Origin of the sequence: Pseudomonas sp. R11F, assembly GCF_050312575.1 — a bacterium.
Classification (GTDB): domain Bacteria; phylum Pseudomonadota; class Gammaproteobacteria; order Pseudomonadales; family Pseudomonadaceae; genus Aquipseudomonas; species Aquipseudomonas palleroniana.
In genome coordinates this window covers 84,492-100,848 of sequence record NZ_JBNPJU010000077.1, presented here as the reverse complement: position 1 = coordinate 100,848, position 16,357 = coordinate 84,492, and the positions used below count along the sequence as shown (strand labels likewise).

Here is a 16,357-nt window from a genome sequence, read left to right as displayed (position 1 = left end):
TCGGGCTCAAGAGAGTAAGGGCATCGGCTCGGCGCGCGCAATCGCTTCACGCAGCGGCTGGTAGGCCTGCACCAATTGTTCCAGGCTGAATGCCAGGTTGCGCCCACTGGGGTTGGGCAGTACCCACACCGAGGCCTCGGCGAAGGGTTGTGGCTGCAACCCCCAGGCGAGCGTGCGCTGGCCTGACAGTGCGCTATAACCTGTCTTGCCGAGAAACGCCAGGTAGCGCGGCCGACAGCGGCGGATTTTCTGTTCGAACGCTGTCGCCGCCTGCTGGAATTCATGCCGGGCCAATTCCCCCGCGCTGGCGGTGGGCCGCTCCACCAGCGTGGTCAGGCCGCAGTGGTATTGCAACAACGTGGGGCCGTCCTCGGGGCGAATCTCATGGGGCGTAAAACCCGCCAGGTGCAGCGTGCGCCAGAAGCGGTTGCTGCGATTGGCAAAGTGCTGGCCGATGGCGGCGGAGCCCTTGCCGGGGTTGATACCGCAGAACACCACGCTCAGGTGCTCGGCGAGGATGTCTTCAAGCCGCTCGTTCATGTCGGGTCTACCTGCAAATGGGTCAGCAACCACGCGGTGAAATGACGCGCCATGGGGTCGTGCTCGCTGTCACGATGGGTCAGCAGCGCCCAACTGGGGCCGCGGATCGTGGCTTCCACCAGGGGCGACAGCAAACCGTCCGCCCGCGCCTTGCGACTGAGCAACTGGCTGACCAGGCCAATGCCCAATCCGGTACACACCGCGTCCAGCAACAGGCCAGGGTCGGAAAAATTCAGCCCCTGAGCTTGCTGCCCCACGTCGATCCCGGCTTCCACCGCCCAATGGCTCCAGTCCATTTCCCGTTCGCCGTGCAAGGTGGTGCGCTGGTCGATGGGCAGTTGCAATACCTTGGGGTGGCACGCCGGAAACAGTCGGTCGGCATGCAAGACCTTGAAGCTGCATTCGGCCTGGGAACTGATGTCGTCGCGCACCGCCAGGTCGATGGTCTGGCTGGCCATGTCGGGGACTTCGTCGGTGCTGAAGATCCACAGGTCGACCTGCGGGTGCTGAAGGCGGAAATCCGCAAGTCGCGGTAGCAGCCAATGCCGGGCAAAGGTCGGCGTGGTGTTGAGCACCAGTTGATTCGGTTTGCGGTACTGCCCCAGCCGGCGCACGCCCACCGCCAGTTGCTGCAACAACGCCTGGGTGGTGCTGAGGAAGTCGTGGCCGGCATCGGTCAGGCTCACGCTACGACCGCTGCGAAAGAACAGCGGCTGTTCCAGGTACGCCTCCAGGCTGCGGATCTGTTGGCTGATCGCCGATTGGGTCAGGTGCAGTTCCTCGGCGGCCTTGTGAAAGCTGCCCAGCCGGGCGGCGGCTTCAAAGCCGCGCAGGGTGCCGAGGGGCGGCCAGTGATTGAGCATGCTGATAAGTTCCTCTAATCAGTTTTCTACAAAATCCATCGTTTGTTTGGTCAATAGCGCCAACGTAGCATGCATGCCAGCACTCCGTGGGCAGTTTTCACTGAACACAATGACTTAACTCAAAGGTACTTGTCATGCAGCGCAATGAACATTCAAGCAGGGGTTGGTGGATGCCCGCGGAGTGGACCCGACATGCGGCGACCTGGATGGTCTGGCCCCATAACCAATCGCTCTGGGAAACCACCTGGGGCGTCACCTTGCCCGGGGTGCAGGAGGACTTCGCCAGGGTGGCCAATGCCATCGCGCGGTTCGAACCGGTGAAGATGATCGTGGACCCGTCGGCCCTGGCCCGTGCGCGAGCGCTGTGCGGGCCAGGGGTCGAGCTGATTGCGCAGGCGGTCAACGACAGTTGGTGTCGCGACTCCGGCCCGACCTTCATCTGCCACCCGCAACAGGGCTTGGCCGGGGTGAGTTGGCGCTTCAATGCCTGGGGCGGCAAGTCGGCGCATGACTTGGACGAAAGCCTGGCGCGACGGGTGCTCAATCACCTGGGCCTGGAGTGCTTCGGCACGCCTTTGAGCAATGAGGGCGGGGCAATCCATGTCGACGGCGAGGGCACCTTGATCACCACCGAGTCGGTACTGCTCAACCCCAACCGCAACCCCGGCATGACCAAGGCCGATATCGAGGACATCTTTGCGCGCCTGTTGGGCATCCGCAAAACCGTCTGGCTGCCTGGTGACCCGGATTACGTCACCGGCGACATGACCGATGGCCACGTCGACGGCGTGTGTGCCTTCGCGCGCCCCGGTGTGCTGTTGGTGGATGCGACCCACGACCAAGGTTCGGTCTACGCCGAGGTGGTGCGCGAAAATCGTCGCGCCCTGGCGTTGGCTACGGACGCCAACGGACGCCGCTTTGAAATGCTTGAGTTGTACGAAGCGAGCGAGGCCGTCGATAGCGAGGCCGAGGTGTTCTGTGCCTCCTACACCAACTTCTATATCGCCAACGGCGCGGTCATCATGCCGGCCTATGGCATTGCCGCCGACCAGGCTGCCGCCGAGGTGCTGGCCCAGGCGTTCCCTGGTCGGGAAATCGTCCCGGTGCAGATCAACCAGTTGGCCCATGGCGGCGGCGGCGTGCATTGCATCACCCAGCAACAGCCTGCAGGAGCCATGCGATGAGCCTGCTGACGATCGCGACGACGCAAATGCCGTGCACCTGGGACTTGCCCGGTAACCTTGATCGCGCCGAGCAGTGGGTGCGCGCTGCCGCAGCCCAGGGCGCCCAGGTGATTTTGTTGCAGGAACTGTTCGCCACGCCTTACTTCTGCATCGAGCAGCACCCCAGGCACTTGGCGCTGGCCGAGGAGTACGCGCACAGCCAGGTGCTCAAACGCTTCGCCGCCTTGGCCAGGGAGTTGGGGGTGGTGCTGCCGCTGAGCTGGTTTGAAAAAGCCGGCAATGCCTTCTTCAACTCCCTGAGCGTGGCCGACGCCGATGGGCAACTGCTGGGGGTGTACCGCAAGACCCATATCCCCAACGCCATCGGCTATCAGGAGAAGGAGTACTTCAGCCCCGGCTACACAGGCTTTCGCGTCTGGGACACAGCGTTCGGGCGCCTGGGTATCGGTATCTGCTGGGATCAGTGGTTCCCTGAAACTGCACGCTGCCTGGCTTTGCAGGGCGCCGAAGTGCTGCTGTTTCCCACTGCCATTGGCTCGGAACCCGGCTGCGCGACGCTCGACTCCCGCGACCATTGGCAGATGACCATGCGCGGCCACGCGGCGGCGAACCTGCTGCCGGTGGTGGCGGCCAACCGTGTCGGCCGCGAAGTCGCAACCACCGATAGCGCGCTGCAAATGGACTTCTACGGTTCCTCGTTTATCTGTGACCATAAAGGCGCATTGTTGGCCGAGGCTGACCGCGACTCGACGGGTGTCTGGGTCCACAGCCTGGACCTTGCGGCGATGCGCGAAGAGCGCCTGACATGGGGCATCTTCCGTGATCGCCGTCCGGACATGTACGGCGCACTGCTGACGCTGGACGGTCGCCCATCATGAAACGACTGCTGATAGGTACGCTGATGCTCAGCGCCGCCTGCGCCTCGGCGGACGACAAAACCCTGAAGCTGTACAACTGGGCCGATTACTTCGCGGCCGACACCTTGTCCCGATTCACCGCTGAAACCGGTATCCAGGTGATCTACGACGTCATGGACGGCAGCGAGACCCTGGAAGCCAAGTTGATGGCCGGCGGCAGCGGCTACGACCTGATCTTCCCGGGCGACACGGTGGCCGAGCGCCTGATGCGCGCCGGCAGCCTGCAGCCGCTGGACCCCGCCAGGCTCACTGCGCTGAACGATATCGAGCCGGGTTTGCAACAGCTGCGCAGCCGCTACGTCACCTCGAACAAAGCCACGGTGCCCTACACCTGGGGCACCATCGGCCTGACCTATAACGCGCAGAAGATCGAACAGCGCTTGGCGAATGCGCCGGTCAACAGTCTTGACCTGCTGTTCAAGCCGGAACTGGCGGCCAAATTCGCCGACTGCGGCATTTCGTTGATCGACTCGCCGGACGAAGTGCTGGCCGTGGTGCTCAACTACCTGGGCCGCGACCCGCGCAGCGCCAAGCGCGAGGACCTGGCCGCCGCCAGCGCGCTGCTGCTGAAGCTGCGGCCGTACATCCGCAAGTTCCAGTCGCAGCCGGTGACCGACCTGGTCAACGGCGACCTGTGCCTGTCCCTCGGCTACAGCGGCGACATGACCCAGGCCCAGCGTGCCGCCGATGCCGCCGGCAAACCGGTGACTTTCGGTTATCACATCCCTCGCGAGGGCACCACGGTGTGGATGGACACGATGGCCATTCCCGTCGACGCGAAACACCCGGAATATGCCTACGCGTTCATCAATTTCGTGATGCGCCCCGAGAACATGGCCGCCATCAGCAACTTCACCGGCTACCCCACGGCCAACGCCAAGGCGCGGCCGGCGGTGGAAGCGCGCATGCGCGACAACCCCGACCTCTACCCGGATGCGCCCACCTTTGAACGGCTGATTGCCGGCAAGGATATCCCCCAGGCCGACATGCGCGCCCGCATGCGCATATGGACTAAATTCAAAACAACCCCCTTGTAGTGAGCGGGCTTGCCCTAATGCCTGTCAGTTAAGCGATAGAGCAGACGATGGATAACCTGTGGGAGGGGGCTTGCTCCCGATAGGCCGCGCAGCGGCCTCAAAAATGGGCCTGCTACGCAGTCCATCGGGAGCAAGTCGAATCGTCGCACCGCCCCTCCCACAATGACCGCGTTAAGCCTTAACTGACAGGCATTAGGGCTTGCCCCGCGCTGGGTGGCGAAGCCGCCCCCATTTAAGGACGCCACGGTGTTTCAGGAAGACCGAGGTGTCTGGTTTCAGGGCGGCTGCGCCCCCAGCGCGGGGCAAGCCCGCTCACTACAAAGCCCCGTCAATTCAACGCCGTACTCAGAGACTGATATGCCAACCCGTCGAACCTTCCTCAAACAAGCCAGCGTGGTCTGTGCCATGACGTTGCTCACCCCTTATGTAAGCGCCGCCGTAAAGGGCCAGTTCTATATGCCCGACGAGGGTGAAACGCATCGCCAGGCGTTTATCGCCTTTGGCGCCCAGGATGCGATCTGGGAAGACTTCACCGCCGACGTGCAAGCGGCGCTGGGCCGTATTGCCCGGGCGATTGCCGTGTACGAGCCGGTCACGGTGTTTTGCCGTGAAGACGAGCGCGGGCTGGCCGAGCAGCACTGTGGCACGCGCAACATCACCTTTGTGGAAACCGAGTTGGACGATATCTGGATGCGCGACACCGGTGCCAATTTCGTCGTCGACGGTGCGGGTGGCCAGGGCGCGGTGGACTTCAACTTCAACGGCTGGGGCAACAAGCAACAGCACGCCGAAGACGCCATGCTGGCCGGGCAGGTTGCCGAAGTCACCGCTGCCCGCCATATCCGCAGCGAGCTGGTGGGTGAGGGTGGTGGGATCGAGGTGGATGGCCTGGGCACTGCAATCATGACCGAGAGCAGTTGGATCAATCGTAACCGTAACCCCGATTGGAGCAAGGCTGATGTCGAAGCCGAACTCAAGGAGCGGCTGGGCCTGCGCAAGATCATCTGGTTGCCGGGCATCAAGGGCAAGGACATCACCGACGCTCACGTCGACTTCTATGCACGCTTCGTGTCGCCCGGCGTGGTGCTCGCCAACCTCGACACCGACCCTGAGTCCTACGATCACAAGGTCACCCTGGCGCACCTGGCAATTCTCAACAGCGCCACCGACGCCGATGGCCGCCCGTTGCAGGTACACACCGTGTCGCCGCCGCTGAACCCGCGTAAAAGCAAATTCAGCCGAGGCAACGCCGACTTCGCGGCCGGTTACATCAATTATTTCGTGATCAATGGCGCGGTGATTGCGCCTGAATTTGGCGACCCGGTAGCGGATCGCAGGGCCTTGGAGCTGTTGTCGCGTCTGTATCCGAAGCGCACCGTGGTGCAGCTCAATATCGACGCGATCGCGGCGGGCGGGGGTGGCATCCACTGCGTGACCAACCATCAACCTTTGGTTTAGTCTGGAGCGCTTCGTTGATCGAAAGCGCCTCTGGAGCACTCAGCATGACCGATTACGTACCGCCTGAAGTATGGACCTGGGACAGCGAAAGTGGTGGCACCTTCGCCAGTATCAACCGGCCGATTGCCGGCGCGACTCACGAGAAAGCGCTGCCGGTCGGCAAGCATCCGTTGCAGTTGTATTCCCTGGCCACGCCGAACGGGCAGAAGGTCACCATCCTGCTCGAAGAACTGTTGGCCCTGGGGCACACAGGCGCGGAATACGACGCCTGGCTGATCAAGATCGGCGACGGCGATCAGTTCGGCAGCGGCTTTGTGGCGGTCAACCCGAACTCCAAGATCCCGGCCTTGATGGACCACAGCGGTGATACGCCGATTCGGGTGTTTGAGTCGGGGGCGATCCTGCAGTACCTGGCGCAGAAGTTTGGGGCGTTCTTGCCGACCGAGCCGGCCGCGCATGCCGAGTGTTTGTCGTGGTTGTTCTGGCAGATGGGCAGCGCACCCTATCTGGGCGGTGGTTTTGGGCATTTTTATGCGTATGCGCCGAGCAAGATGGAATACCCCATTAACCGCTTTGCCATGGAGACCAAGCGCCAGCTCGATGTATTGGACCAGCGTTTGGCGGTGAGCCAATACATTGCCGGGGATGAGTACACCATTGCCGATATTGCGATCTGGCCCTGGTACGGCGGGTTGGTGAAAGGGCGTCTATATGGCGCGGCGCAGTTTTTGTCGGTGCATGAGTACAAGCATGTGCTGCGCTGGGCCGAGGCGATCGAGGCACGGCCGGCGGTGCAGCGTGGGCGGCGGGTGAATCGGACTTCGGCCGATGAGGGTGTGCTTGAACGGCATGCGGCGAGTGATCTTGACTGATCTGTCGGATATGAACTGCTAATCTGCGCGAATTCAAACCTCCTTTAGCCTGTGGAACCTCATCATGAAAACCTGCCCAGTACGGCCGCCCCTGGAGCCGCAGTCTGTTTGCCACCCGATCACCAGCAGCGCGATTTTCATGGTCGCCACCCTCGCACCCGGTAACGTCGACAGCGTGCGCGCCTGGTGCGCCGATATCGCCGGCCTGGTGCGTTCGGTGGGCAAGCGCGTACCGTCGGGCAACCTCACCTGTGTGTGCGGGTTTGGCTCCCAGGCGTGGGACCGATTGTTCGGCGCGCCGCGCCCGGCGGCATTGCATCCGTTTCGTGAGTTCGGTGTAGAAGGGCGCAAGGCGGTGGCCACGCCAGGGGATATTCTCCTGCACATCCGCGCCGATCAGATGGACCTGTGCTTCGAGCTGGCCACCCAGTTGATGGCGGCCTTGGGCGACAGCGTGAAAGTCGTGGATGAGGTCCAGGGTTTCCGTTACTTCGATATGCGCAGCATCATCGGGTTTGTCGACGGCACCGAGAACCCGGTGGGGCGCAAAGCCGAGGCGTTCGCCCTCGTCGGCGACGAAGACCCGGGTTTCAGCGGTGGCAGCTACGTGCTGGTGCAGAAATACCTGCACAACATGACGGCCTGGAACGGCCTGACGGTGGAAGCCCAGGAAAAGGTGATCGGGCGCACCAAGTTGGCGGACATTGAGCTGGATGACGAGACCAAGCCGACCAACTCCCACAGCGCGCTGACGGTGATCACCGACGAAAACGGCGAAGAAGTGAAAATCCTGCGCGACAACATGCCTTTCGGACGCCCCGGCGCCGGGGAGTTCGGCACCTACTTCATCGGCTATGCGCGTTCGCCGCAGCCGCTGGAGCAGATGCTGGAAAACATGTTCGTCGGCCGTCCGGTCGGCAACTATGACCGCTTACTGGACTTCAGCACGGCCGTCACCGGGAGCCTGTTTTTTGTGCCGTCGGCCGACCTGCTCGAGGAGCTGGCCGACCGCGAACCCGGTCTTAGCCCAACAACCCCGTGCTGACCGCCACAATCAGGAAAACCCCCAACAGCGCGCGGTAGATCACGAACGGCCAGGTGGAGAACCGCTCCAGGAACTTCATCAGGCCCCAGATCGCAAAGAACGCCGACACGCTGGCAACCACCAGCCCGAAGAGCAAGTGCGACCAGGCATGGGCCGGCATCTCGGCGTGCAGCAGCACCCACAGTTCCTTCAAACCGGCCAGCGCAATGGCCGGCAGGCCCAGCAGGAAGGAAAAGCGTGCGGCTTCTTCACGCTTGAAGTTGAGAAACAGCGCGGCGGTCAGGGTCGAGCCCGAACGCGATACGCCTGGGATCAACGCGCCGATCTGCGCAATACCCACGATCAAGGCGTCACGCAGGCGCATTTCGCTCACTTCCCGGGTATGGCGAGCCCGCACCTCGGCCACCGCCAGCAACACGGCCATGACCACGCAGGAAATGCCGATCACCATCAAGCCACGCAACGGCGAGTTGCAGGCGTTCAGGGTGGAAGACAGCGCCAGGCCGGCGATGCCGATCGGAATGGTTGCCAGCACAATCGCCACGGCCAACTTGAACCAGCGGTCGTTGTAGTCACCGCGGCGCACCGCGCTGATGCTGCCGGTGGTGACCTGGCGCACATCGCGCCAGAAGTAACTGACCACCGCCGCCAGGGCCGCCAACTGCATCGCAGCGGAAAACGCCGAGCCGGGGTCTTGCCAGCCGAGCAGTGCCGGCACCACACGCATGTGGGCGGTGGACGACACCGGCAAGAGTTCGGTAATGCCCTGGATCACGCCCAGGATGAAGATCTGCAGGTAGTCCAGGGAGGCAAAACCTACGTCAAGGCCAGCGGTACAAACGTTCGTCAAAATAGGTGTCCTTGAATAAAAAGGGCGGCGTAATTGGCTAATGCCAGTCAGTTAAGGCTTAACGCGGTCATTGTGGGAGGGGCGGTGCGACGATTCGACTTGCTCCCGATAGGCCGCGCAGCGGCCTCAAAAATGGGCCTGCTACGCAGGCCATCGGGAGCAAGCCCCCTCCCACAGGTTATCCATCGTCTGCTCTATCGCTTAACTGACAGGCATTAGGGTAATTGGCAAAGTTTATTCTAAATGTTTCAGGATTTTGGCCGGGGCTGGATAAATACGCAATCGGTTCAGCCAACAGAAAGGTTGGACAATGTATTGGCCTGCCTGCGGGTTTTGTGAACAATGGCGCCCTGTGTTTTTTCACTGAGAGCCCCATGCCTGAAACCACCGTCGAACTGATCCAGACCGGCCCCGACGAAGCCGAGCTGATCCGCAATCTCTACCAGTACTACGCCTACGAGTCCTCGGACTGGGAGCAGGAAGATGTCGAAGCGGACGGTCGTTTCTACATCCACGACGAACACCTGGCCCGTTACTGGCAAGACCCGCAGTGGAGCGCCAACCTGCTACTGGTCGACGGCTACATCGCCGGTTTCCTGCTGATCGAAGGCAGCGAGTTGCCGGGCATCGATGCCCTGGAACTGGCCGACCTGTTCATCCTCAAGCGCTATCGCCGCAAAGGCATCGGCCGCGCCATCGCCACCCAGGTGCTGTGCAGCGGCGAGGCCAATTGGCTGCTGCGTTTCTATGACCAGGACGAAGTGGCCCAGGCGTTTTGGCGCAATGTGCTGGATAACCTGCCGCGCCCGGTGCAAACCCTCGAGCTGGACGATGAACCGCAGTTGGTGAGTTACCTGATCACACGGGCAGCGCTGCACTGACAGCAGGGTTGAGCGTCGAGATGCCCGGCGATCAGGCGCGGGTGCTGCCCGAGTGTGTCGCGAACAGCAGCTGCTGCATCGCCTGCGGCGGTTGCCCGAACGCGCGCAGGAACGCCTGGCGCATGCGCTCGCGATCCCCGAAGCCGGTTTCGCGGGCCACCACTTCGACCGGGTGACGGCTGGTTTCCATCAAGGCCCGGGCCGCCTCCACCCGCAGGGACTCGATGGCCTTGGCCGGGGTTTGCCCGGTTTCTTCACGAAACACCCGGCTGAACTGGCGTGGGCTGAGCCGCGCCACGTCGGCCAGGGCTTCCACGGACAAGTCATGGGTCAGGTTCTCGCGGGCATAGGCCAGGGCCAGTTGCACGCGGTCGGACTTGGGGTCCAGTTCCAGCAGTGCCGACAATTGCGACTGCTCGCTGCCACGGCGTTGGGCGATCACCAGTTTGCGTGCGATACGCCGGGCCAGGTCGCTGCCCAGGTCGTTCTCGACCATGGCCAGCGCCAGGTCCACACCGGCACTCATGCCGGCGCCGGTCCACACTTGGCCATCGACGACAAACAGCTTGTCTTCTTCCAGGTGGATGTGGGGGTAGCGCTTGCGGAAGGCCGGGGCGTGAATCCAATGGGTGGCGGCGCGCTTGTCGTCGAGCAGCCCGGCTTCGGCCAGCACGAAGATGCCCATGCACAGCGAAGCGATCCGTCGCGACTGCGCGGAGGCGCTCTTGACCAGGGCCGGCAAGTTGGCCTCGGGTAATTGGAACTCCAGATAACCGCTGACGATCAACGTGTCATAGCCCTGCGGCCGCATCGGCGTGGTATTGACCGAAAAGCCCTGGGACGTCATCACGGCACCGCCATGCTCCGACACCAGATGGAACTCATAGACCGGCTCGCCCTGGAGCAGGTTTGCACACTCGAACACCGAGGCCAGGCTGAGGCTCAGGGATTGGAAGTTCGGGTAAACCAGCAGCGCGACGCTATGCATCGTGTTTCTCCAGGGGCAGGGGCGAGGGATTGTCGGTGGATGGCGGGCAAACGGCAACTGCCACTGTGGCATGTCCGAAAACCTTGCGGATATGACGTTGTGCGGCAACCACCCGGCTCATAAGCTTCAACCCACAGACATCCCGAGGCACTGAACGATGAAAGTATTGATGGTACTGACCTCTCACGACCAGCTTGGCGATACCGGCAAGAAAACCGGCTTCTGGCTTGAAGAGTTTGCTGCACCCTATTACGTATTCAAAGACGCCGGTGCCGAGGTGGTACTGGCATCCCCGGCCGGTGGCCAGCCGCCGCTGGACCCGGTGAGCGATCAACCGGATGCGCAAACCGAGCAGACGCGCCGTTTTGCGGCGGACCCGGCAGCGCAACAAGCCCTGGCCAGCACCCTACGCCTGGACACGGTCAAGGCCGCAGACTTCGACACGGTGTTCTACCCCGGCGGCCATGGCCCGCTGTGGGATCTGGCTGAGTCGCCGACGTCCATCGCACTGATCGAGTCGTTCGAACGCGCCGGCAAGCCCATCGGTTTTGTCTGCCACGCGCCGGGCGCGCTGCGCCACGTCAAGGCGGTGAACGGCGAGCCGCTGGTCAAGGGCCGCCGAGTGACCGGCTTCTCCAATTCGGAAGAGGCGGCCGTGGGCCTGACCGACGTGGTGCCGTTTCTGGTTGAAGATGATTTCAAGGCCCTCGGCGGCCACTATGAAAAAGGCGCCGACTGGCAGTCTTTTGTGCTCCAGGACGGTTTGCTGGTCACCGGGCAGAACCCGGCCAGCTCCAGTGATGCGGCCAAGGCCCTGCTGAAACTCACCGCTTAACTCACTCAACCTCTCTATTGAATTGGCGACCCTCAAGGGTCGCCAAGGCTTTCGTTCGTGCTGAATCTGGAATCTTGCTGATGATCCACAGTGTTTTGAATGCCCCGATCAAGTTGGGCAACCACACCTTGAACAACCGCATCGTGCTGCCCCCCTTGACGCGCCAACGCAGCGCACAACCCGGCGACATCGCCACCGCGCTGATGGCCGAGTATTACCGCCAGCGCGCCAGCGCCGGTTTCATGATCAGCGAGGGTACGCAGATCGAGCCCCGAGGCCAGGGCTATGCGTGGACGCCGGGTATCTACACCCCGGCGCAGATCGACGGCTGGCGCACCGTCACCGACGCGGTCCATGCCGAAGGCGCGGTGATCTTTGCGCAGTTGTGGCACGTCGGCCGCGTCTCGCATAACGCGCTGCAACCGGATGGCGCCGCTCCGGTTGCGCCGTCCGCCATCGCTGCCCAACAAGCGAAAGCCTTTATTGCCACCGGGCCGGGCACGGGGGAGCTGGTGCAACCGCCCGTACCACGCGCGTTGAGCGTGTTGGAAATCGAGGAACTGGTGGGGCATTACGCCCAGGCCGCCCGCAATGCCCTGGATGCGGGCTTCGACGGTGTGGAGATCCACGCCGCCAATGGTTACCTGGTCAATCAGTTTATCTCCGCCCATGCCAACCAGCGTGACGACGAGTACGGTGGCTCGCTGCACAATCGCTTGCGTTTCCTGCGGGAAATCGTCGAGGCCGTGAGTGCCGTGGTCGGGCCGCAGCGCCTCGGTGTGCGTTTCTCGCCGCTGTTCAGCGGCACGCAGCAGGAGCGGGTGTATATCGGCCTGGTGGAAGACGATCCGCATCACACCTACATCGAAGCGATCAAGGTGCTGGAGGCGTCGGGGGTTGCCTATGTATCAATCGCCGAGGCGGATTGGGACAACGCGCCGGACCTGCCCGACACCTTCCGTGAAGCCGTGCGCAGCACCTTCAGCGGCCGCATCATTTACGCCGGCCGCTACACCGCTGAACGCGGTGCACGGCTGGTCGAAGCAGGCCTGGCGGACCTGATCGCGTTCGGACGTCCGTTCATTGCCAACCCGGACCTGCCGCAGCGGATCTTCAACGGCTGGCCGCTGAATCCGCTGCGGGCCGAAGGCTTGTATGGCGGGACGCAGGCGGGGTACACCGATTACCCGGCCTACGCCGAATAGTCAGGCGACCCGCAACACGATCTTGCCAATATGGTCGCCACCTTCCATCCGCGCATGGGCTTGGGCGGCCTCGGTGTAATCGAACACCTGGTCGATCATCGGCACGCAACGTCCCGCTGACAGCGCCGGCCAGACGTGTTCGCGCAACTGCTCGGCAATCGCGGCTTTCTCTTCGCGGGTGCGCGGGCGCAGCAGCGAGCCGGTGATGTTGGCGCGCTTGGCCAGGATGGTCAGCAGGTCGACGTCATTGGCCTTGCCGCCGCCGAGGAAGCCCAGCATCACCAGGCGGCCGTCCATCGCCAGGGCCTTGAGGTTGTTGTTGAGGTAAGAGGCGCCCATGATGTCGAGCACCACATTCACCCCTTGGCCGCCGGTTTTTTCGGCGATGACCTGAGCGAAATCCTGCTCGCGATAATTGATCGCCTCGGCTCCCAGCTGGGTGATGGCGGCGCATTTGTCGGCGCTGCCGGCGGTGGCAAAGGCCTGGATGCCGAATTCGCGACACAGCATCAACGCGGTGGTGCCGATGCCGCTGGTGCCGCCGTGGATCAAGGCACGCTGGCCCTTGTGCGCACCGCCCAGGCCGAACAGGTTGGCCCACACCGTGAAGAAGGTTTCCGGGATGGCGGCGGCATGAATCCAGTCCATGCCGTCGGGGACCGGCAACGCCTGGCTGGCAGGCACGCTGCAATATTGCGCGTAGCCGCCGCCATTGGTCAGCGCGCACACCTTGTCGCCCAGGGCGTAGGTCGTCACGCCGTCGCCCAGCGCCACCACCTCACCCGCCACTTCAAGGCCAGGAATCGGGCTCATGCCAGGTTTCATCGGGTACTTGCCGGCGCGTTGCAGGGCGTCGGGGCGGTTGACCCCGGCGGCATGCACGCGGATCAGGATTTCGCCGGCGGCCGGGGCGGGCACCGGTGCCGAACGTGGCTTGAGCACCTCGGGGGCGCCAGGGCTGGTGATTTCAATCAACGTCATGTCTTGAGGCAGGGACATCGTGCGATTCCTGTAGTCGTGGACCTATGAAGTGGGACTACCTTACGCGGCCGTTGATTCAATCGGAACCCTTTCATGTGAGCACATGGCTGCAAGCCAATGGGCGGTGGCTGCAAGACAATCGTCTTGGTTTCCCTAGACACGAGGTGCGTATGAACGAATCAAGACATCAGGACATCGGGCTGCTGTTTTTGCGCGTCAGCGGGGCGTTGTTCCTGCTGTGGGTCCATGGTTTGCCGAAGTTGCTGGACTACAGCGCGCAGCTGAAATTGATCGAGGACCCTTTTCACTTGGGCGCCAATCTCACCTTGCTGTTGGCGATCTTCGCCGAGGTGCTGTGCCCGTTGCTGATCATCGCCGGGGTGCTGACCCGCCTGGCGTGCTTGCCGATCCTGGCTGTGCTGCTGATTGCGATGTTGGTGGTGCATCCTGAGTGGACGCTGTTCGAGGGGCAGTTCGGCTGGTTGCTGCTGATCATCTTCACCAGCGTGTTGATCAGTGGGCCGGGCCGTTTGGCGTTGGGTCGGCATTGGGCGTGAATAAAAAGGTCCTGAATAAAAAAAGGGCCGGGCAAGCCCTAATGCCAGTCAGTCAAGGCTTAACGCTGTCACTGTGGGAGGGGGCTTGCTCCCGATAGCGGTGAGTCAGTCGGTAAATTGCTGACTGGCACACCCTCATCGGGAGCAAGCCCCCTCCCACAAGTTATTCATCGTCCGTTCTATCGCTTGACTGACTGGCATCAGGGCGAGCCCGACCAAATAAGGAGACGGTGTTTCAGCGGTTCAGGAACGCCAGCAGATCTTCATTCAATGCCTGGGCGTGCATAACCCTAATGCCAGTCAGTCAAGGCTTAACGCTGTCACTGTGGGAGGGGGCTTGCTCCCGATAGCGGTGAGTCAGTCGATAAACTGCTGGCTGACACACCCTCATCGGGAGCAAGCCCCCTCCCACAAGTTATTCATCGTCCGTTCTATCGCTTGACTGACTGGCATTAGGGCAAGCCCGCTCACTACAACCCGCCAGCGGCTATGCTATCTCTCACACACCTTGTGTCGAGGGATGTATGGACGATCCAGTCAACAACAAGCCTCCTACCTTCTGGCAGATGCTTCACAGCGTCGTGGCTGCCGCCTTCGGCGTACAGAGCGGCAAGAACCGCGCCCGGGACTTTACCCACGGCAAGCCCAGCCACTTTGTAGCGCTGGGCATTCTGTTTACCGTGGTGTTTGCCTTGACCTTGTTCGGTATCGTCAAGCTCGTGCTGCACCTGGCCGGCGTCTAGCGCAACAGCAGTTGCAGGCTGAAGGGGTAACGGTAGGAAGCCGGCTTGTCGACGGCGGACAGTGTACGGAAATCCACCTTTGCCATAGGCTCGAGCAAACGTCGGGCCTGGGCGGTATCGATCAGTTGGAATAGCGCTTCCTGGCGGTCGCGCCCGCCATGGGCATTGATGTCGACGCCCTTGGCATCATCATTGATCAACACCATCGCCCAACCGCCCAGGGTAAAATGCCCGGCCACCAAGGTTGTCAGCCGCCCGTCCAGGCGCGCGTTCAAGACCTCCGGCGAGCTGTTGAGCGCACTGAACAGCACGTCCCTACCGGGTACGCGGCCGCTGTCTTGCAGGGCCTGCATCGCGCCCAGCGCCATCTCGTCATTGGCCGACCACACCAGCGTCGTCTGCGGGTAGCGCTTGAATAGCAGCGTGGCCTGCTCATAGGCGCGCTGGCGGTTCCACTCGCCATAGACCAGCTGGCGCAGGCGCACCTGCGGGTGTTCGGCCAGAGCGCGACGCAGGCCCTGTTCACGCAGCAAGGCCGCCGGGGTGGTCTTGACGCCGGAGAATGCCAACAGCTCTATGGTCTCGCCAGGCGCCGCCGGGCCGTGAGCACGCAGCAGGTCGTTGAGCATCAGGTAACCGGCCTGCTCGTCGTTGGACACCATACTGCCGAGCCAATTGACGCCGCTGCCGAGCATTTGCGCCTGATCAGCCGTCAGCGCGTTATTCACGAGCAATAACTTGACCCCACTGCCTTGGGCCATGCGCAGAATCTGCGGGGCGACGTACTGTTCGTTGACCAGCACCAGGTAGTCGGGGCGCTCGGCGCCTTGCAGCGCTTCCCGGGCCTGGGCCAGGGTGTTGCGAGTGTCGCGCTCGGAATAACGCACGCGCAAATCCAGGCCGAGGTCCTTGGCCGCGGCCTGCATGAATTGCGCATAACTGACCCAGAAGGTTTCCGTCGACAGGCCGGGATTGAGAAACACCACCGACGCGGCCTGGGCCATCGTCCCGTACGCCGCCCCCAGCAACCACACACACGTAATCAGAACCTTCAACATGGTTGTCCGAGCCTTGAGCATTGACCGCCATGATAGTGGCATTGCGACAGTCAATCGAGGCTCAGCGACAGCCTTTTTACTGGTGGCTCACCCAGAATACTGCGGTGCCCACCACCAGAACGATCAAAAACAAAATCGCCCAGGCATCAACGGTACTGTCAGGTTTACGGGCCTTTGTAGAATTGCTCATCGCATCGCCTCTTGTCGGTTTTATAGGTGACTGCACTAAGACTCGACCACAGTAAAGTTCATGATTGCCCGCATGACAAATGTGGGTATCGCGATAACCGTTCTCATTAGTCAATTTGGTTATTTACATATACTCAAACATCACTTTTGCGCA

At 62.3% G+C, this 16,357-nt stretch carries 17 protein-coding genes; 11 read left to right on the top strand and 6 right to left on the bottom strand.

Features of this window, described 5'->3' with window-relative positions; translation table 11 throughout:
• Positions 1–6: 6 nt before the first annotated feature.
• A complete protein-coding gene (mug, locus tag ACQRBV_RS24820; RefSeq protein WP_411984642.1) occupies positions 7–540 on the bottom strand; it encodes a G/U mismatch-specific DNA glycosylase in 534 nt (177 codons plus the stop codon).
• Complete coding sequence (locus ACQRBV_RS24815) at positions 537–1,403, bottom strand: LysR substrate-binding domain-containing protein (protein ID WP_090371850.1); 867 nt, start codon at positions 1,401–1,403, stop codon at positions 537–539. Before ACQRBV_RS24815 ends, mug begins: the two co-directional genes overlap by 4 nt.
• Positions 1,404–1,537: 134 nt before the next feature.
• Between ACQRBV_RS24815 and ACQRBV_RS24810 the strand changes: the two genes are divergently transcribed.
• The 6 genes from ACQRBV_RS24810 (at position 1,538) to ACQRBV_RS24785 (ending at position 7,916) form a co-directional block, all read left to right on the top strand.
• A complete protein-coding gene (locus tag ACQRBV_RS24810) occupies positions 1,538–2,587 on the top strand; it encodes an agmatine deiminase family protein (RefSeq protein WP_411984641.1) in 1,050 nt (349 codons plus the stop codon).
• Complete coding sequence (aguB, locus tag ACQRBV_RS24805; protein ID WP_411984640.1) at positions 2,584–3,465, top strand: N-carbamoylputrescine amidase; 882 nt, start codon at positions 2,584–2,586, stop codon at positions 3,463–3,465. Before ACQRBV_RS24810 ends, aguB begins: the two co-directional genes overlap by 4 nt.
• Positions 3,462–4,541, top strand: coding sequence for an extracellular solute-binding protein (locus ACQRBV_RS24800; protein ID WP_060755407.1), 1,080 nt, complete (start codon positions 3,462–3,464; stop codon positions 4,539–4,541). The genes aguB and ACQRBV_RS24800 overlap by 4 nt, the downstream gene beginning before the upstream one ends.
• A gap of 357 nt (positions 4,542–4,898) precedes the next feature.
• Positions 4,899–5,999, top strand: a complete 1,101-nt coding sequence (locus tag ACQRBV_RS24795) for an agmatine deiminase family protein (RefSeq protein ID WP_411984639.1) — start codon at positions 4,899–4,901, stop codon at positions 5,997–5,999.
• 44 nt (positions 6,000–6,043) lie between these two features.
• Positions 6,044–6,871: a glutathione-dependent disulfide-bond oxidoreductase gene (yghU, locus tag ACQRBV_RS24790; RefSeq protein WP_104993330.1), complete on the top strand. Its 828-nt coding sequence runs from the start codon at positions 6,044–6,046 to the stop codon at positions 6,869–6,871.
• 64 nt (positions 6,872–6,935) lie between these two features.
• Positions 6,936–7,916 (top strand): Dyp-type peroxidase, encoded by a 981-nt coding sequence (locus ACQRBV_RS24785; protein WP_060755404.1) that lies wholly within the window; start codon positions 6,936–6,938, stop codon positions 7,914–7,916.
• On the opposite strand, the gene ACQRBV_RS24780 is transcribed toward ACQRBV_RS24785, so the two are convergent.
• A complete protein-coding gene (locus ACQRBV_RS24780; RefSeq protein WP_090371838.1) occupies positions 7,894–8,766 on the bottom strand; it encodes an undecaprenyl-diphosphate phosphatase in 873 nt (290 codons plus the stop codon). The two genes, ACQRBV_RS24785 and ACQRBV_RS24780, sit on opposite strands and share 23 nt — an antisense overlap.
• A gap of 374 nt (positions 8,767–9,140) precedes the next feature.
• On the opposite strand from ACQRBV_RS24780, the gene ACQRBV_RS24775 reads away from it, so the two are divergent.
• On the top strand, positions 9,141–9,647 hold the full coding sequence (locus tag ACQRBV_RS24775; RefSeq protein WP_060755402.1) for a GNAT family N-acetyltransferase: 507 nt from the start codon (positions 9,141–9,143) through the stop codon (positions 9,645–9,647).
• A 31-nt stretch (positions 9,648–9,678) separates the two neighbouring features.
• On the opposite strand, the gene ACQRBV_RS24770 is transcribed toward ACQRBV_RS24775, so the two are convergent.
• Entirely contained in the window at positions 9,679–10,635 is a 957-nt protein-coding gene (locus tag ACQRBV_RS24770) for a GlxA family transcriptional regulator (RefSeq protein ID WP_104993331.1), read from the bottom strand.
• Positions 10,636–10,792: 157 nt separating this feature from the next.
• Here ACQRBV_RS24770 and ACQRBV_RS24765 point away from each other — a divergent pair, with 157 nt between their 5' ends.
• Together ACQRBV_RS24765 and ACQRBV_RS24760 are read left to right on the top strand one after the other, a co-directional pair.
• A complete protein-coding gene (locus tag ACQRBV_RS24765) occupies positions 10,793–11,470 on the top strand; it encodes a type 1 glutamine amidotransferase domain-containing protein (protein ID WP_090371834.1) in 678 nt (225 codons plus the stop codon).
• An 80-nt stretch (positions 11,471–11,550) separates the two neighbouring features.
• Positions 11,551–12,675, top strand: a complete 1,125-nt coding sequence (locus tag ACQRBV_RS24760; RefSeq protein ID WP_104993333.1) for an alkene reductase — start codon at positions 11,551–11,553, stop codon at positions 12,673–12,675.
• Here the strand turns inward: ACQRBV_RS24760 and ACQRBV_RS24755 are convergent, their stop codons facing one another.
• The gene (locus ACQRBV_RS24755) at positions 12,676–13,674 is read right to left on the bottom strand and encodes an NAD(P)H-quinone oxidoreductase (protein WP_060755398.1); all 999 of its coding nucleotides are present in this window, start codon (positions 13,672–13,674) and stop codon (positions 12,676–12,678) included.
• Between the two features lie 152 nt (positions 13,675–13,826).
• Between ACQRBV_RS24755 and ACQRBV_RS24750 the strand changes: the two genes are divergently transcribed.
• Together ACQRBV_RS24750 and ACQRBV_RS24745 are read left to right on the top strand one after the other, a co-directional pair.
• A complete protein-coding gene (locus tag ACQRBV_RS24750; RefSeq protein WP_104993335.1) occupies positions 13,827–14,213 on the top strand; it encodes a DoxX family protein in 387 nt (128 codons plus the stop codon).
• Positions 14,214–14,737: 524 nt separating this feature from the next.
• Positions 14,738–14,956: a DUF2970 domain-containing protein gene (locus tag ACQRBV_RS24745; RefSeq protein ID WP_060757125.1), complete on the top strand. Its 219-nt coding sequence runs from the start codon at positions 14,738–14,740 to the stop codon at positions 14,954–14,956.
• Here ACQRBV_RS24745 and ACQRBV_RS24740 read toward each other — a convergent pair.
• A complete protein-coding gene (locus ACQRBV_RS24740; protein ID WP_411985543.1) occupies positions 14,953–16,014 on the bottom strand; it encodes an ABC transporter substrate-binding protein in 1,062 nt (353 codons plus the stop codon). The genes ACQRBV_RS24745 and ACQRBV_RS24740 overlap by 4 nt on opposite strands.
• Between the last annotated feature and the right edge of the window lie 343 nt (positions 16,015–16,357).

Coding starts and splice junctions, on each gene's coding strand:
- ACQRBV_RS24755 (WP_060755398.1), bottom strand. CDS start 13,674: ATGTCCCTGCCTCAAGACATGACGTTGATTGAAATCACCAGCCCTGGC.
- ACQRBV_RS24750 (WP_104993335.1), top strand. CDS start 13,827: ATGAACGAATCAAGACATCAGGACATCGGGCTGCTGTTTTTGCGCGTC.
- ACQRBV_RS24740 (WP_411985543.1), bottom strand. CDS start 16,014: ATGTTGAAGGTTCTGATTACGTGTGTGTGGTTGCTGGGGGCGGCGTAC.
- ACQRBV_RS24760 (WP_104993333.1), top strand. CDS start 11,551: ATGATCCACAGTGTTTTGAATGCCCCGATCAAGTTGGGCAACCACACC.
- yghU (WP_104993330.1), top strand. CDS start 6,044: ATGACCGATTACGTACCGCCTGAAGTATGGACCTGGGACAGCGAAAGT.
- aguB (WP_411984640.1), top strand. CDS start 2,584: ATGAGCCTGCTGACGATCGCGACGACGCAAATGCCGTGCACCTGGGAC.
- mug (WP_411984642.1), bottom strand. CDS start 540: ATGAACGAGCGGCTTGAAGACATCCTCGCCGAGCACCTGAGCGTGGTG.
- ACQRBV_RS24785 (WP_060755404.1), top strand. CDS start 6,936: ATGAAAACCTGCCCAGTACGGCCGCCCCTGGAGCCGCAGTCTGTTTGC.
- ACQRBV_RS24800 (WP_060755407.1), top strand. CDS start 3,462: ATGAAACGACTGCTGATAGGTACGCTGATGCTCAGCGCCGCCTGCGCC.
- ACQRBV_RS24810 (WP_411984641.1), top strand. CDS start 1,538: ATGCAGCGCAATGAACATTCAAGCAGGGGTTGGTGGATGCCCGCGGAG.
- ACQRBV_RS24770 (WP_104993331.1), bottom strand. CDS start 10,635: ATGCATAGCGTCGCGCTGCTGGTTTACCCGAACTTCCAATCCCTGAGC.
- ACQRBV_RS24745 (WP_060757125.1), top strand. CDS start 14,738: ATGGACGATCCAGTCAACAACAAGCCTCCTACCTTCTGGCAGATGCTT.
- ACQRBV_RS24775 (WP_060755402.1), top strand. CDS start 9,141: ATGCCTGAAACCACCGTCGAACTGATCCAGACCGGCCCCGACGAAGCC.
- ACQRBV_RS24815 (WP_090371850.1), bottom strand. CDS start 1,403: ATGCTCAATCACTGGCCGCCCCTCGGCACCCTGCGCGGCTTTGAAGCC.
- ACQRBV_RS24795 (WP_411984639.1), top strand. CDS start 4,899: ATGCCAACCCGTCGAACCTTCCTCAAACAAGCCAGCGTGGTCTGTGCC.
- ACQRBV_RS24765 (WP_090371834.1), top strand. CDS start 10,793: ATGAAAGTATTGATGGTACTGACCTCTCACGACCAGCTTGGCGATACC.